The organism is Mucilaginibacter sp. HD30, from assembly GCF_054061755.1.
On record NZ_JBSSEO010000001.1, the window covers coordinates 894,940 to 909,415 of the forward strand.

A 14,476-nucleotide genomic window follows, 5' to 3' on the forward strand; every position below is an offset into this window, starting at 1 on the left:
CTTTTGATAAATCAATAGTTATAAGTGCATCAAAAATGACCACCTACCAAAAAACAAGCTTAATATCCGTTGACGAAGCCATCACAAAAGGACGGCAAATGTTGCTGCTGCCGCGTATCGTCATGGTCGTCGGCCTGTTTTTGTTTTTGTTCCCAATAACACTGATCTTAATAGGCATTTTTGAAGGACCTCCTTTCACCACCAACGTTTGGCTGGTCTGCACTGCAGTTACCGTGTTTTGTTTTGTGGTGTTTTTTTATCTGCCGTATCTGTTCTGGAGTAAAAGAACAACCCGCTGGAAGTTGTGGGCCTTTGACAACGTGGATGACGTACACGAATTGAAGATTATGGCAACGGAAGCACATCTTTGTCCCGCTTATGGCACGGTGATGGACAAGTTGCAGTTCCAGTCTACTGAAGAAAGAGAACAATGGCGAAATTTACAAGATCGCTTTAATTTTAGGAGCGCCTTCAAAGATGATCCTGACATCCCGGCCAGAATAGAGGTCTTCTATTCAAAGCTCCATCTTATTATAAATATTCTGTTCGCGTTGCTATTTGTAGCAATTGGATCGGTCATCGAACATTTGACAATAAAGCATGATGGCCCGACAAGTTTGAAAATAATAGCTGCGGTGATCGCCCTGGTTCCGACTTTCTTGGTATTTAGGTCCGTTCAACGAATGATCAAGAAACAGCCTGAACTGGTGCTCGATAACCAGGGTCTTTACTCCGAGCAGACAGGTTTTCTGAACTGGGATCTGATCTTTAACGAAAAAGTGACCCGGGTAGATCAGGGAAAAAGAGGGGTTAAATTTACTTTTAGCTTTCAGCATCCCGGAGGCATTGTTAATATCGATATCAGCGATTTTAACATCAGTAAAGGCCGCTTGGAAAGACTGGTACGCGTGTACAAGGGGCGGTACGGCAGTTGAGGTTCATAAATATCCGGTTTACTTATTTTCAAAAGACAATAATTTTGCAAGGTCCATTAACTGATCCCTTCGAAGGCATTATGGATCTCTCAACGATCAGAAAGCTCGGCTACCGTCCACTTGTGCCCATTTTTTATGTGGCACGCGACCTTGATATGCTATGATCGACTGTATTGTTTGGGCTTCAGGCCTATATGCGCCTGGAAAACCCTCGAAAAATGGCTGAGGTTGGTAAAGCCAAGCCTGTAGCCTACGGTGGAAACGGAAAGCCGCTCGTCCTTTAATAAGCGGGTGGCTTCCTTCATACGGACTTCCTGATAATAGCTGAAAATGCTGTTACCGAAAACCTGACTAAATAAACGTTTGAGCTTGGTTGGGCTCATTGCGGCGAGTGACGCCAATTCTGCAATAGGCGTTGGTCGTTCCAGGTTTGCCAGCAAGTGGTCCCGTACCCGGTATAGCGTCCTTACGTCCTCGCTAAGTACAGGATAAACTTGTTGTTCTGCCCGCTTATCCAGTTCCATAAGTAAGCGGCATATCAGTTCCTCGGCTTTGATCCGCAGCAACAGTAGGTCAAAAGACGTAGCGCCTTGCGCCAATACCATCTCGTCGGCGATTTTTTGTAATGCCGGCTGAATGACTAGTTCAAACAGCAATGGCTGCGCATTCAATAACAATTCCTTTAAGAGCCGTGATTCGGGCTGCAAAAGTCCTTTCAGGTAGTCGGCATCCACTTCTATATTTATGGTAGCTATATTAGAGTGGATACCAATCAGTTCATCCGTATTCAGACGGCTGGTCGCGATCAGTACGGCTGGTACACCGCTATACCGCAATTTAAAAAAGATCATTTGTTTAGACCGATTCAGCTCGGGGTTTTCAACCGAGAGATCCTGATGCAATTCATAATCACTTATCAGCAGCCGGAGATGGGGGTTAAAAATAAAGCCGGCGCAGTAACCCCTTCCAAATTTTTCTGGAATGTTTAGCCGGTGTCCTACGACTGTCGTGTCCAACAGTTCCGCCAACTTGATTAAAATGCCAGGTACCATAAGGGTCTGATGCGACTAATTTATGGTCAAATGTAGCTATTTTATCTTCTGGATACACGGCAACTTTGTATCATGTTATTACAGGATAAACAAGTCGCCATCATTGGCGCCGGGCCGGTAGGCCTGATCATGGCGAAATTATTACAACAAGAAGGGGTCAACGTGACGGTTTACGAACGGGATAAAGACCCGCAGGCGCGGATATGGGGCGGTACACTTGATCTTCATCAAGACTCGGGGCAGCAGGCGTTGGAAAAAGCCGGTTTGTTAGAAAAGTATTATGAACTCGCCTTGCCAATGGGTATCGCCTTTGCTGACCATTATGCTCATATTTTAGCTACCCACCCGCCACGGTATGACAACCCCGAGATCAACCGCAATGAACTGCGGACCCTAATATTGAACAGTTTAAAACCCGGTACCGTTATTTGGAGCAGGCACATTACGGAAATACCAAAGGCTGATCTCGTCGTAATTGCTAACGGCGGTATGTCCAAACTCCGGTCCTTAGTGACAGATAGCCAGCCGGAAGAAACAGGCACCTTCATCATTCAGGGAGATGTGCCTGATCCCGAGCGCAATTGCGCTGATTTTTATGCGCTATGCGACGGCAAAAGACTAATGGCCGCCCATAACGGTGACTTATTGGTTGCCAATCCTAAGAATAATGGCGCTTTGACCTATGGTATAATTATCAAAAAACCTGAGTTTATCCCTGATGATTATCAAAGTTTCCTGACGCAAAGGTTCGCCCACTGGCACCAGATCTACAAGGAGTTATTCCGCGCTACTACCGGCTTTGTTGGACTGCCAACGCGTAAATTGCCTTTGGCACAATCCTGGAAAACGGAGCGCCCATTACCGATCACGCTGATTGGTGATGCTGCACACCTCATGCCGCCTTTCGCCGGGCAGGGTGTAAATACTGGTTTTATCGACGCTATGCTTTTAGCTGAAAACCTGATTAGCAGCCGGTTCAAAACCTTACCCTTGGCTATCAGCGATTATGAAAGGCGCATGAGGTTTTATGCAAGCGAAGCACAACATGCCTCCAGCGAAAATGAGCTCGAAATGCTTGCGCCAGGCTTTTCATTCAGGCAATTAATGAAATAGCAAATGCTGCGCCTTCTGCCAGCTTGCCATTATATATGCAGCAACGGCTACCAATGCGACCAGCACCCATCAAAGCGATCGTTAGCTAAACGGACTAAAGCGACGTCAAGATCGGTCAGCTCGTTCGTACGAACGCATAATGTCCTCCGCTGCGGCCACCCTTAGGGACTTGTAGTTCTCCCGGCCGGGCTTCGAGACCGCCTTCTCGACTTTCTTTTTTACCGTTTTTTCTTTTGAAAACACCTTTTAAGGAAAATCAAAAATAAAATGCCTGCTGTAGTAGTGCCTTGTCTTAAGTTTTAAATTATATCCTCTCAATGGAGCAAGTTCCTGCAATGCGGGGCTTTGTCATATCTATATATTATAGATTGAGCTTTACAACAAAGCAAGTTGAGCTTCACAACAAAACGTTTACCCGTAAACTGTGCTACTTTTGTCTATATTTAAAATCAGAAACATGACAAAAATTTGGTTCATTACAGGTAGCTCCCGGGGATTGGGACGAAGCCTGACAGAAGCAGTATTAGCCAATGGTGACAAAGTAGCGGCAACAGCCCGGAATATTGAAAGCTTAAACGACCTTGTTGCGAAATACAAGGACGCAATCTATCCTTTGCAACTTGATGTTACCGACAAGGATCAGGTGCTGAAAGCAGTTGCTGATACGGTCGCGCATTATGGCCGGATAGATGTATTGGTGAACAATGCTGGCTTTGGGATAACGGGGGCTGTCGAAGCACTGAGTACAGAGCAGGTTCGCAGCCAACTGGAGACTAATCTTTATGGTCCCATCGAGATCACCCGTGCGGTACTGCCTTATATGCGGCGGCAACGTTCAGGTCACATTCTGCAGGTAAGTTCAATGGGCGGCCGTACCGGCAGCGGCGGTGTTTCCGTTTACCAGGCAGCGAAATTCGGCTTGAGCGGATTTAGTGAAGGACTTGCTATAGAAGTGGCTGACCTGGGCATTAAAGTCACCTGTGTTGAACCTGGTGGTTTTCGTACAGATTGGGCCGGTGACTCCATGACCTATGCGCATGAAATAGACGGGTACGACATGGTCAACAAACGCATCCAGCTTTTTAAAAGTGGTGGCTTTAAACCGATCGGTGATCCTGATAAGGCTGCCCAGGTGATGGTGGATATAGTAAATCATCCTGAGCCGCCATTGCATTTGCTTTTGGGCAGCGAAGCTGTGGCTATAGTCAAACACTCAGAGGCCGCAAAATTGCGTGAATTGGAAAAATGGGAAAAGATGAGTCTTTCAACGGATAGTGATGATGCAGAGAATTTTTTGGAAACCGAAGCAGGGAAACGCTTCCTGACTTTAAAGAAATAATATGATGGCTGTTAGTGAAAGACCGAAGATCGGGTATTCCTGTTATTATACCAGGAGCAGGGACGGAGAACAGTTCGTCCCTGAGCATGTATTCAGTTACCAGATATCCGGCAGGCTTACGTTAACGGACAATCTCGGGCAAACGCACATTTTCGATGAGGGCGATTTCAGGTTGATCAGGCGTAACAATTTTGTCAAATACATCAAGGAACCTCCGCCCGGAGGGGAGTTCAGATCTGTCTCTATCTATCTCGACCAGCAAAGCCTTCGCAACTTTAGTTTACAGCATCCAGGCAAAGAACTTACGGCAACTTCACCTGAAATAATAATTAAGTTAAGCTCAAACGCCCTTTTTGCAAGTCTTATGAATTCGCTTCAGCCTTATGGTCAGGATGAGCCATTAATTGGTGAAGAATTGCAACAACTGAAGGTCAATGAGGCCATACTGGTTTTGCTCCAAACGAATCCCGGGTTATCGGGTTCGTTATTTGACTTCAGCGAACCCGGCAAAATTGAACTGGAAAGCTTTATGGAAAAAAACTTCCAATTTAATGTACAGATGAAAAGATTCGCTTACCTGACAGGACGTAGCCTGGCAACTTTTAAACGGGACTTTGAAAAAGCATTCAAGACTACGCCCGGACAATGGTTGCTGCAGCGGCGGCTACAGGAAGCGTTTTATCTCATTAAAGAAAAGGGACGGTCACCCTCTGATGTCTATCTTGATCTCGGTTTTGAGAACCTGTCCCACTTTTCGTTCGCGTTTAAAAATAAGTTTGGTGTAGCACCGTCAAAAGTGATATGATCCATTTTTTGAACAGATCCTTTTATGGGCTGAAATTACGCGGTTTCGGCCCTTACGAAAGCCCGCCGTCACAAGCGATCACTTTACCGGTCATGTAGGGATTGCCTGCTGCAAACAGGATGGCATCAGCGATTTCCTCCGGCTGGCCAACGCGTCCAACTTTGATCTGCTTGGAAAATGCCGCAAAGGTTTCGTCCTTTTTATCTGCGGGCAGGAAATTCCACCAACCGGTATCCACAACGCCGGGAGATACCGCGTTGACACGAATCTGGTCAAATTCTTTCGCCCAGGTTTGTACCATAATTTCTAAAGCACCATTGATAGCGCCCAGCCCGGATGTGCCGGGCAATTTAGCGATGCCGGATATCGCGGTTACCAAGGTAACACTGCCGCCTTTGTCGATATAGGGGAGTGCGGCTTGTACCGTATGGAGGTTAGCCCAGAATTTTTCCTCAAAGCCTTCCCTTAAAACCTGAAGTGACAGCTCGGAAAAGTTTCCCATGCCTTTGCTGCCGCTCAGGGATATGACAAGGTGTTGTATCGGTCCGTAATTTTTAAAGAAGGTATCCAATGCATTCCGGTCGGTGCTGTCCACTTTTGCAGTTACCAGTCCCTGCTTTTCTGCATGAATTAATTTTTCTGTATTTCTGCCGGTAACTGTTACTGTACCACCTTGAGCTTTGAATTGAAGCGCTGAGGCAAGACCAATGCCGGATGCTCCGCCGGCAACGATAATTTGCTGATTATTGAATGTTGCTGTCATAACTGCTTTTTGTTTGTACAAAAGTGCAGTGCATGACGCCCGATTCAATTTACCCGATTCGCCCTTGTATAGACCTAATTAGCCTTATTGCGATAATTTACTGGTGTTTCCCCGCTGCTTGCTTTAAAAAACCGGTTAAAGGAAGCCGGATCACTAAAACTTAAACCATAGGCAATTTCAGCAACCGTTTGTTCCGTATACCTGAGTTGTGATTTGGCTTCGAGTAAGAGCATATCTTTAATGGTATCAGAAGCGGTTTTGCCCGTGATGGTTTTGACCACCCTGTTCAGATAGTTCGGTGTCACCGATAAAAGGTCCGCGTAATCGGCTACCTGGCGCAGAGAAAGATAATGGTGGCCAACCAGTCTGGTAAACCCGGCCACCAGCCTGTTGCTGTCATTTTCAGCGATAGTTAAATGCAGCTGCTGCCATTGGTAACTCCGTTTAGCTTCCAGCAGGATGAGGTACAGATACATTTGCACGGCTTTAATCTTTTCAATCTGCGTTCGTCGCAGTTCCTGGTCTATCTGCTTAACCAATTCGATAACCTTCGTGAGTTCCTCCTGAGCAAGCACAAATACAGGTAATCCGGAAAGGCTGTAAAAGGGAAATTCTTCGCCAAACTTAACCGGAGGCACCAGATCGTTCAGGAAGTCGCGGCTGAAAAGCATATAATAGCCAAAAGCGTCTTTGCTGATATTGTTTTTAGCGAAAAGCTGCTGGGGATGGGTAAAGGATACGGTGCCCGGCTGGTGCTGATAATGCTCCAGGCCGATCTGCATATCGAGTGTCCCGCGGCAGGTAATGCTCATCCGGTAAAAGTCGGACTTTAATGGCCCGACGGAACCGACCAGGCCTTTACTGGAATAAAGCTCGAAACCGGGAACATGGTAAGCCGCGTCGAGGTTGTCATAACCAAATCTGGAGTCGGTTTGTTCCCGGTGCACATGCCGGAACTTCGTCAGATCATATAAGGGAATGTCTTTGTTGTTCTTCATCTCTTATAGCAATACATGAGCTATTGGACTAAACTTTTATGCTTGTTGCCCCAGGCACTCAATTGCTTGAATATGGGTAAAAATTCCAAAGCCATGGGTGTTAATTCGTATTCCACACGTGGCGGTACTTCAGCGTACACGGTACGTTTAACCAGCCCGTCGCTTTCCAAAGCACGCAGTTGCAGCGTCAGCATGCGCTCTGTGATCAATGGAAAGATCTTGCTTAATTCACCGAAGCGGAGCTTGCGATCCGCTAATTTGTCAATGATCAGGATCTTCCACCTGCCGCCGATCTTATTAACCGCGTAGGTCAGATCGCATTCTGTCAGAAAGCTTTCATTTAAGGTAAATGTTGAGTTTAATTTACGTTTTCCCATTACTTACATTTTTGTTTGTACCCCACAATTCGTTGCCAGCAGTTAAAAATAAATGTTGCTGCTTAATTTTGAAAGCACATCAAATAAATACTACAATGGACTTACACTTAAATGGAAAAACAGCGGTAATAACAGGCGCCAGCCAGGGTATAGGCAAAGCTATAGCGAAGGAATTAGCCTTGGAGGGCGTGAAAGTTTTCGCCGTAGCCAGAAACGAAAACTTGCTGCAAACATTACAGCAGGAGGTGGAAGCCTCGGGGGGCGTTATCCCCGTGACTTTCGTTCAGGACCTGCTGGCTACCGACGGACCGCAAAAGATCGCAACCGAGGCGATGTCGGCCCTTGGACAGGTAGACATCATCATTAATAACGCGGGAAAAAGTCAGCCGGTAGAAGTTGTTGGTCCGGAGGAACCCTGGATAGCATCCATGCGGCTGGATTTCGATTGTCACAGGCAATTAACGGAGGCGTTGCTGCCGGATATGATCGCGCGAAAAACCGGGACGATACTCAACATCACCAGCACCTATGAATTGCGCTTTCTTAATGTTTCTTCTATCGCCAAAGCCGCCATTGTCATGTGGTCCAAGCAACTGGCAGGACAGTTGGGGCAATACGGGGTAAGAGTAAACTGCCTGCAGCCGGGACTGATCGATACCGAAAACACCCGGAGGATCTTTACCCCTGAAGAGCGCAAAGTATACTCTGCTAGCGAAATTCCTTTAGGAGATTTCGGCGAGCCTCAGGATATGGCCAATATGGCTGCCTTTCTGGTTTCCCCGCGTGCGGGTTACGTAACCGGAACCGTTGCGTTGGTAGATGGTGGCGCCAGGCGCTATGCTTTTTGATAGCGAATGAATATACAAGCGGACGGTCGGGGTTACGACCAGCCGCTTGTTAGCGATATAATTAGATAGTTTATCATTCAGTACGCTTGTAGCAGGCGATTGGTTAACCGGTCTTGGACGGCTGATGTGAAATACAAGTTATCTAAAAGTAAATTGAGCGGTAGCAACTTTCAGTCCGCCATTAGCTTCGTAAAAAGAAAGTGCTTCCGGATCGTTTGCTTCAGCTTGCACGTAAACATCTCCATATCCTTTTTCCTCCGCATAAACCTTGACAGCATCCAGTAATTGAGAACCTATTTGCCGACGCTGATAATGGCTATCTACTGCAACATCGTAAATATAAATTGACGGGGTATTGCTATAATATTGAGGCAAAATATAGGCAGTTATCCCACCGACAATTAGGTCACCCTCCTGGGCTGCGAATACTTTAAAAGTGTTGCTTTTGAGTAAGTGACTTAATTGTTCATCACCCGCAATTGAATCAGGGTTTTCAAATACTTTGTTAAAAAGTACGATGAGGGCTTTGAATAAGGTTAAGTCCTTATGACTTAATAATGAAATTATTGCCATAGCTATTTTTAATTTTAGTCGGATTGGCCATAAAAAAAACCCGGCCGATTTTTTTATCCTCATCCACTTCGATGGATACTAAAAGGTGAGGTAAACTATCACTTGTAAACTTGTAAAATGCCGCGCCTGAAACACCGTTTATCGAAACAACTTCTACCTTTTCGAAACCATCCCATTGATCCATACCATGGCTAAATAATCTTGAAATATTTTCCTTACCAAAAATAGGTTTCAAACCTCCATTGAGCGCACCGCCACCTTCTGAGTAGACCACTATGTCTTCCCGCAATAAGGCGATCAATTTTTCCGTGTTTTTAGTGCCGCAAGCGTTTAAAAATTCCAGCAGGATTTCTTTATGCTCCAGCGTGTTAATTCGATATCCTGCGTTTTCTACTATTAACTTCTTTTTTGCCCTGCTCAAACACTGGCGGCAGTTCTCATAAGAAATATCGAAGTTCGTAGCAATTTCCTGGTGTTTCAGATCAAATGCTTCTTTAAGAATGATAATACCCCGCTCCAGCGGTGTAAGTTTTTCTAAGAGGTACATGAAACCAAATGTTAACTTATCAGGATCACCGTCAATCTGTGAATCAGATAAGTCAGCTTCCGGTAACCATAATCGGAGTTGGGCCTCCCGTTCTTTTTTAACCTTATTCAAATGGGCAATACATTTATTGCTGACAATTCGGATCAGGTAAAACTTAGGGTTAATTACGTTGGATTGGTCGGTTTGCAACCAGCTTACATAGGTGTCTTGCACCATATCTTCTGCATCACTAATGCTACCGAGCATATTGTATGCAATGGAAAAAAGGGTACGCCGGTACTGATAAATGTCCATTTGATGGTCTTTAATTCAAATATAAGAGTAGTTCGATTAGCTTTTGTGACATAATCTGTCACAAAATATCGATCGGCTACTCTTCTGTTTATTTAACTAGATAAAGTATGAAAGTATTCTTAACAGGCGCAACAGGCGTACTCGGCCAGCGCATCATTCCGCTATTGAAGGCACAAAATCATACCGTGGTAGCATTGGCGCGCTCCACACAAAATCAAAATGATCTTGGTCAACTTGGTATAGAGGTTAGAGCAGGAAATCTTTTTGTAAAGGAAGATATGGTAGCAGCAACCCGGGGCTGTGACGTGATATTACATTTGGCAACAAATATTCCTAAAAAGTCACTTTCCAAACCCCGCGATTGGGAAATGAATGATCGCATCCGAACAGAGGGGACCAAAAATTTGCTGGAAGCCGCCGCTACTAACCAAATTAAACTTTTTGTTGGACAAAGTATAACTGCTATTTACGGACAACAAAATGGCAACTGGGTGAATACTGCAACCTCATTGCCTGAGAAGCAACCTGGCATGGTTGCGTCAGTTATTGAAATGGAAAAAATGATTGTCAAAGAATTTCCGGGTAAGTATATTATTTTGCGCTTTGCCGGCTTTTATTCAGAGAACGATTTTATAACTGATAATCTGATCGCAAGTATTTCCAAAGGTCAAATGCCGATGATCGGAAGCGGTGATTTTTATACCAATTGGATTCACCTGCAGGATGCAGCGAGCGCAATTGTATTCAGCATTCAACATGCCGAAGTTTTGAAAGGCAAAACAATCGATGTGTCTGACGGACAACCATTGTTATATGCTGAAATGCTGACTGAACTTTCTAAACATTTTCGAAATAAACGTCCTTTCTATTTGCCCGGCTGGTTAGCAAAATTAATTCTAGGAAAAAATACCTTTGCTTATCTGACAAATTCCTACAGGTTAAAACCAGACCCCCTTTTGAAGGACTGGAAACCGGTGTTTACAGACTTTGTTAAGACGATAAAAGATATGTCCTGAATTAAGGAATTCCACAATCAGCATATAGGGGCTTTTAGCCTGAATCTCCAAACACTCACTGCGGGGTATTCAAACCATACTGTATCAAAAACGGCTGTCTTGGTGACAGCCGTTTAAAGTTGGTTTTGAAATAGAAAACGCTCTTCTTTATAACTTAATAGGCGACCTCCACGGTCTTTTTAATGATTACTTCATTACCTAAATTGTTAACAATGAAATGCGCTACGTCAGCACGAGAAATTGAAAGACCATTTTCCAGGAATCCGTTTGTCGACATTCTGTAATTACCGGTTAACGATTTATCTAATAACCTAGGAGGACGCACGATTGTCCAGTCAATATTACTTTGTTTGATGATATTTTCCATACTGCGTTGATCCGCATAGGGGTTTCGTAAGATTAATTGTAGGATATATTTAGTAGCCAGCCTGACCAATAACGGATGTTTCGGGTTGACATCCAGTCCTGACGCTGAAATAAAGAAAGCGCGTTTAACGCCTGTTCTTTCCATCGACTCGATCAGGTTTTTACTGCCCTGGGAATAAAGTGTGGTCTTCTTAAATGAGTTTTTGCCGATTGCAGAAATAATGACGTCTTTACCCTTTAAATGTTCGTCTAATGTACCGGCCCGCATTATATCACCTTGAATGACTTTTAAATTCGGATGCTGAATAGTTAAATTATCTGGTGTTCTTAAAATAGCGGATACATCATAACCGGCGATTAAAGCCTGCATCACGACTTGTTTTCCGATGCCACCGTTGGCGCCCAAAACTGCAATATGTCGATGATCAGATTCTTTATGTTGTTCCATGTTGTGTTGTGTTTTTAACAGCATTTATTTTATAATTGAGTTCTCGCTACGCTTAATCAAGCGAATAACTAAATTCAACATACACCAATGAATTACCATTGGTGTGTGGATAAAAAGTTTTAATTGACGCCACTTCCTGTTTTCCATAGGTGCCGTTTTAAATTAATCCGCAACTTTAAGATAAATGTGATATATGTCCTGGTCCTCCGGCTTTTGCTGACCAGAAAGCAACTAAGTAATGAATTGTCGCTACCAGTATATGCCGTTTCTAAAAAAGCGAAGCGGATTTTCCCCAGTGAATGCTTTGAACTCTTTTATAAAATGTGATTGATCAAAAAAACCGGCGTTATAGGAAATTTCTGTCAGGTCCGCTTCTGCCCGGTAGTCCTTGATAACCGCTTTTAACCTGGAAATAGAGGCATACTGCTTTGGAGAAATACCCATCTGCGCTCTGAAATGCTTCTCCAGCGAGTTGACATTCGTGCTCAGATTAGAGGCCAGCTCCTTTATTCTCAGATTGCCGTTAAGTGATTTGATCAGGTTTACTGCCGCGCTAACCCTGGGGTCGAAAACTGAAGGATGCAGATTGGACAAAAGGAATTGTTCGATAACGCTGATACGCTCTGCATTAGTTGAAGTACTCCCCAGCAAATCCTCCGTTTTCATGATTGAAGCCGTATCCATAACTTCATCAAGGCTAACACTTAATCCGGAAAGCTCATTGAGCGGCTCCTTACAGAAAGCCAGGGCGCCGCCTTCTTTAAACCGGACGATCAACACCCCGCTATTGGCCTCGTAACGGATAAGACGTAGTGTTTTTGAAACGCCTGTGATAGAGGCGGCCGGCATTTTTTCATCTGCAGACAATCCTCCGAAGGTATTTCCTTTAAAACGAAATCCAATAGTTAAAATGGGTTCCGGTAGTATACGGTTCGTAATCTGATCGTCGCTTTCAATGATCATGAAACTTTCGATATATGGTCTTAGAATCTTATCTGGGGAAAACTTTTCGATCTTCATATCATTGGATGCTTTTATACTACCAGCTTGTACAGCCATTCAATAACCTGATTGAATTTAGCTAGAATAGACATATTATTAACTGAAAAGCCATCATATTAAAAACTTTGCAGCTAAAGGACAATTGGGTACACTAAAAATCAAGTTACTAAAAGTTCTTGATTTTTAGTCCTTTTATCCTTATCAATTGATTCCAGGTTAATTACAACTTATACATCAATTTTAAAATTATAAGCTATTTTGATGCAGGGGGCGCGGGAACCAAACTTGCGGGGATAGCGCCAATCTGAATGAGTACGCCCAATCGATCACCCTGCAGCCAGGCATGAATGATTTTTCCTTCATCATTAAATTGATAGATAACGATTGCATTATCGTTCACCGGGTTGTTACTTGCCGGGATACCGCGAAAAGGTTGCGTATTGGTACCTTTCCATGTCCACCTAACAACAACTTTATCTCCGTCAGCCAACAGGTCTTCAATATTCCATTTCATATCGGGGAAGCCGGAGATTATAGAAATTACAGATTCCTTAAATCCGTTTACTCCCTTTTCGCCGCGAATTCCTGTATAATCTTCAGAGATAACGGTATTTAACTTATCGAAGTTCCTTGCGTTTAGCAGGTCATGATAAAGATGACGGATGCTGGCTTTATTTTTTTTCAATGTTTCTGTGCTCATTTTTGTCGTTTTTTTAAATTTTAAATTGTTGTTTTTAATCTTCTGCTGCGCTGTTAGCTCCGTGCTGAACCATGATAAAAGGATCATAGGTAAAGCCATTTTAAATATTAGTCCCATGCTGCTTATTTTTTAATCTTTTTGTACCAGGCGGCTATCGCTGCACCTATTTCACCAGGGGAATCTTCCTGAACGTAGTGGATCCCTTTTACCGTAATTTTCATTTGCGCCGGCCAGGTATTGCACAATGTCCTCGCATTCGGTTGCATGGTACCAGGATCACTCTCGATAAATAATTTCGGTATTTGGCTTTTGCTTAGCCAGTTCGAATAATTGTTGACGATGGTAACAACGTTCGAAGTATCTCCCTCAAATGGCAATTGTCTTGCCCAGGATAACATTACGCGCCTGCCTTCGCCCGGCTGCAAAAACGGACGACGATACTCATCCATTTCTTCCTTTGTAAGCGCCCGTTGAATGGTATTTGGTAAATTAACCTCTATAAAAGAGTTTTGCTCAAGCACTAACTTTTCTCCGGCTGGGGAGCGTAGCATTTTAAAAATATTTCTGCCCATTTCCGGCATGCCTTCCCAACTTAGCGGAGTTACAATCGCTTCCATATAAACGATACCTTTAACCGCGGCAGGATGACGATACGCCCAGTAAAATGCTAATGCCGATCCCCAGTCATGTGCAACAAATGTGATTTTTTTATTTACTCCAAGTTTTTCCAGCAATGCATCTAGGTATTTACTTTGCTCCAGGAATGAATACGCTTCAGGGCCGGTTTCCTGAAGTTTTTGGGAATCGCCCATCCCTATTAGATCGGGTGCGATACATCGGCCTTGTTTTTCAAGATAAGGTATAACGTTGCGCCAGAGATAGGATGAGGTTGGGTTTCCGTGCAGGAAAACTATCGGATCGCCACTACCGGTTTCCACATACGCCATATCTTTACCAAGCACCACGGTGTGTTTTTTAGGATAATTGAATTTCGAGCTGATCATTGGATTGATTTTTTTGATGGGAATCGGGCTGCTTTGCTGTGCATTCACCATAGTGGTGAAAAACAGAGATAGCACACTAACAATTGCCGATAATTTTTTCATGCGTTCTAATTTTATAAAGACAAAATTACCTGGCACGGTCTCCCCGAAATTGTAAAAAATCAACTATTAAATGGCGATGTGCTAATTGTTAGGTTAGTGGCAATAAGTCATATTTGCAGACGAACAGACGATGGGTTTGCAATTGGAAGGAAATTGCAAGCAATATTTCTGAAATAGGATGACGAGTCAGGCAA

At 43.9% G+C, this 14,476-nt stretch carries 16 protein-coding genes; 6 read left to right on the forward strand and 10 right to left on the reverse strand.

Features of this window, described 5'->3' with window-relative positions:
- Nucleotides 1–35: 35 nt before the first annotated feature.
- On the forward strand, nucleotides 36–935 hold the full coding sequence (locus ACVW2L_RS04335) for a hypothetical protein (RefSeq protein ID WP_457126727.1): 900 nt from the start codon (nucleotides 36–38) through the stop codon (nucleotides 933–935).
- 158 nt (nucleotides 936–1,093) lie between these two features.
- Here the strand turns inward: ACVW2L_RS04335 and ACVW2L_RS04340 are convergent, their stop codons facing one another.
- Nucleotides 1,094–1,987, reverse strand: a complete 894-nt coding sequence (locus ACVW2L_RS04340; RefSeq protein ID WP_457126728.1) for a helix-turn-helix domain-containing protein — start codon at nucleotides 1,985–1,987, stop codon at nucleotides 1,094–1,096.
- A gap of 72 nt (nucleotides 1,988–2,059) precedes the next feature.
- Between ACVW2L_RS04340 and ACVW2L_RS04345 the strand changes: the two genes are divergently transcribed.
- From ACVW2L_RS04345 to ACVW2L_RS04355, 3 genes are all read left to right on the forward strand, one after another.
- Nucleotides 2,060–3,100 (forward strand): FAD-dependent oxidoreductase, encoded by a 1,041-nt coding sequence (locus ACVW2L_RS04345; RefSeq protein ID WP_457126729.1) that lies wholly within the window; start codon nucleotides 2,060–2,062, stop codon nucleotides 3,098–3,100.
- 457 nt (nucleotides 3,101–3,557) lie between these two features.
- Nucleotides 3,558–4,439, forward strand: a complete 882-nt coding sequence (locus ACVW2L_RS04350; protein WP_457126730.1) for an oxidoreductase — start codon at nucleotides 3,558–3,560, stop codon at nucleotides 4,437–4,439.
- Nucleotide 4,440: 1 nt separating this feature from the next.
- Nucleotides 4,441–5,244 (forward strand): helix-turn-helix domain-containing protein, encoded by an 804-nt coding sequence (locus ACVW2L_RS04355; protein ID WP_457126731.1) that lies wholly within the window; start codon nucleotides 4,441–4,443, stop codon nucleotides 5,242–5,244.
- Between the two features lie 52 nt (nucleotides 5,245–5,296).
- On the opposite strand, the gene ACVW2L_RS04360 is transcribed toward ACVW2L_RS04355, so the two are convergent.
- The 3 genes from ACVW2L_RS04360 to ACVW2L_RS04370 all read right to left on the reverse strand — a co-directional run bounded on the left by ACVW2L_RS04360 (nucleotide 5,297) and on the right by ACVW2L_RS04370 (nucleotide 7,382).
- Nucleotides 5,297–6,007, reverse strand: coding sequence for an SDR family oxidoreductase (locus ACVW2L_RS04360; RefSeq protein ID WP_457126732.1), 711 nt, complete (start codon nucleotides 6,005–6,007; stop codon nucleotides 5,297–5,299).
- A gap of 74 nt (nucleotides 6,008–6,081) precedes the next feature.
- Complete coding sequence (locus ACVW2L_RS04365; protein ID WP_457126733.1) at nucleotides 6,082–7,005, reverse strand: helix-turn-helix domain-containing protein; 924 nt, start codon at nucleotides 7,003–7,005, stop codon at nucleotides 6,082–6,084.
- Nucleotides 7,006–7,025: 20 nt separating this feature from the next.
- A complete protein-coding gene (locus ACVW2L_RS04370) occupies nucleotides 7,026–7,382 on the reverse strand; it encodes a winged helix-turn-helix transcriptional regulator (RefSeq protein WP_457126734.1) in 357 nt (118 codons plus the stop codon).
- Nucleotides 7,383–7,477: 95 nt separating this feature from the next.
- Here ACVW2L_RS04370 and ACVW2L_RS04375 point away from each other — a divergent pair, with 95 nt between their 5' ends.
- Entirely contained in the window at nucleotides 7,478–8,230 is a 753-nt protein-coding gene (locus tag ACVW2L_RS04375; protein WP_457126735.1) for an SDR family NAD(P)-dependent oxidoreductase, read from the forward strand.
- 138 nt (nucleotides 8,231–8,368) lie between these two features.
- Here the strand turns inward: ACVW2L_RS04375 and ACVW2L_RS04380 are convergent, their stop codons facing one another.
- Both ACVW2L_RS04380 and ACVW2L_RS04385 read right to left on the reverse strand, forming a co-directional pair.
- Nucleotides 8,369–8,803 carry a GNAT family N-acetyltransferase gene (locus ACVW2L_RS04380; RefSeq protein WP_457126736.1) on the reverse strand — a complete coding sequence of 145 codons (435 nt, stop codon included), beginning with the start codon at nucleotides 8,801–8,803 and terminating at the stop codon, nucleotides 8,369–8,371.
- Nucleotides 8,775–9,644, reverse strand: a complete 870-nt coding sequence (locus ACVW2L_RS04385) for a sigma-70 family RNA polymerase sigma factor (protein ID WP_457126737.1) — start codon at nucleotides 9,642–9,644, stop codon at nucleotides 8,775–8,777. Before ACVW2L_RS04385 ends, ACVW2L_RS04380 begins: the two co-directional genes overlap by 29 nt.
- A gap of 107 nt (nucleotides 9,645–9,751) precedes the next feature.
- Between ACVW2L_RS04385 and ACVW2L_RS04390 the strand changes: the two genes are divergently transcribed.
- Complete coding sequence (locus tag ACVW2L_RS04390) at nucleotides 9,752–10,660, forward strand: NAD-dependent epimerase/dehydratase family protein (RefSeq protein WP_457126738.1); 909 nt, start codon at nucleotides 9,752–9,754, stop codon at nucleotides 10,658–10,660.
- 154 nt (nucleotides 10,661–10,814) lie between these two features.
- Here ACVW2L_RS04390 and ACVW2L_RS04395 read toward each other — a convergent pair whose 3' ends face one another.
- The 4 genes from ACVW2L_RS04395 to ACVW2L_RS04410 all read right to left on the reverse strand — a co-directional run bounded on the left by ACVW2L_RS04395 (nucleotide 10,815) and on the right by ACVW2L_RS04410 (nucleotide 14,282).
- Nucleotides 10,815–11,474: an NAD(P)-dependent oxidoreductase gene (locus ACVW2L_RS04395; RefSeq protein ID WP_457126739.1), complete on the reverse strand. Its 660-nt coding sequence runs from the start codon at nucleotides 11,472–11,474 to the stop codon at nucleotides 10,815–10,817.
- A gap of 249 nt (nucleotides 11,475–11,723) precedes the next feature.
- Nucleotides 11,724–12,494 carry a helix-turn-helix domain-containing protein gene (locus ACVW2L_RS04400; protein WP_457126740.1) on the reverse strand — a complete coding sequence of 257 codons (771 nt, stop codon included), beginning with the start codon at nucleotides 12,492–12,494 and terminating at the stop codon, nucleotides 11,724–11,726.
- A gap of 235 nt (nucleotides 12,495–12,729) precedes the next feature.
- Nucleotides 12,730–13,293 carry an ester cyclase gene (locus ACVW2L_RS04405; protein WP_457126741.1) on the reverse strand — a complete coding sequence of 188 codons (564 nt, stop codon included), beginning with the start codon at nucleotides 13,291–13,293 and terminating at the stop codon, nucleotides 12,730–12,732.
- Between the two features lie 5 nt (nucleotides 13,294–13,298).
- On the reverse strand, nucleotides 13,299–14,282 hold the full coding sequence (locus ACVW2L_RS04410; RefSeq protein ID WP_457126742.1) for a haloalkane dehalogenase: 984 nt from the start codon (nucleotides 14,280–14,282) through the stop codon (nucleotides 13,299–13,301).
- Nucleotides 14,283–14,476: the final 194 nt, after the last annotated feature.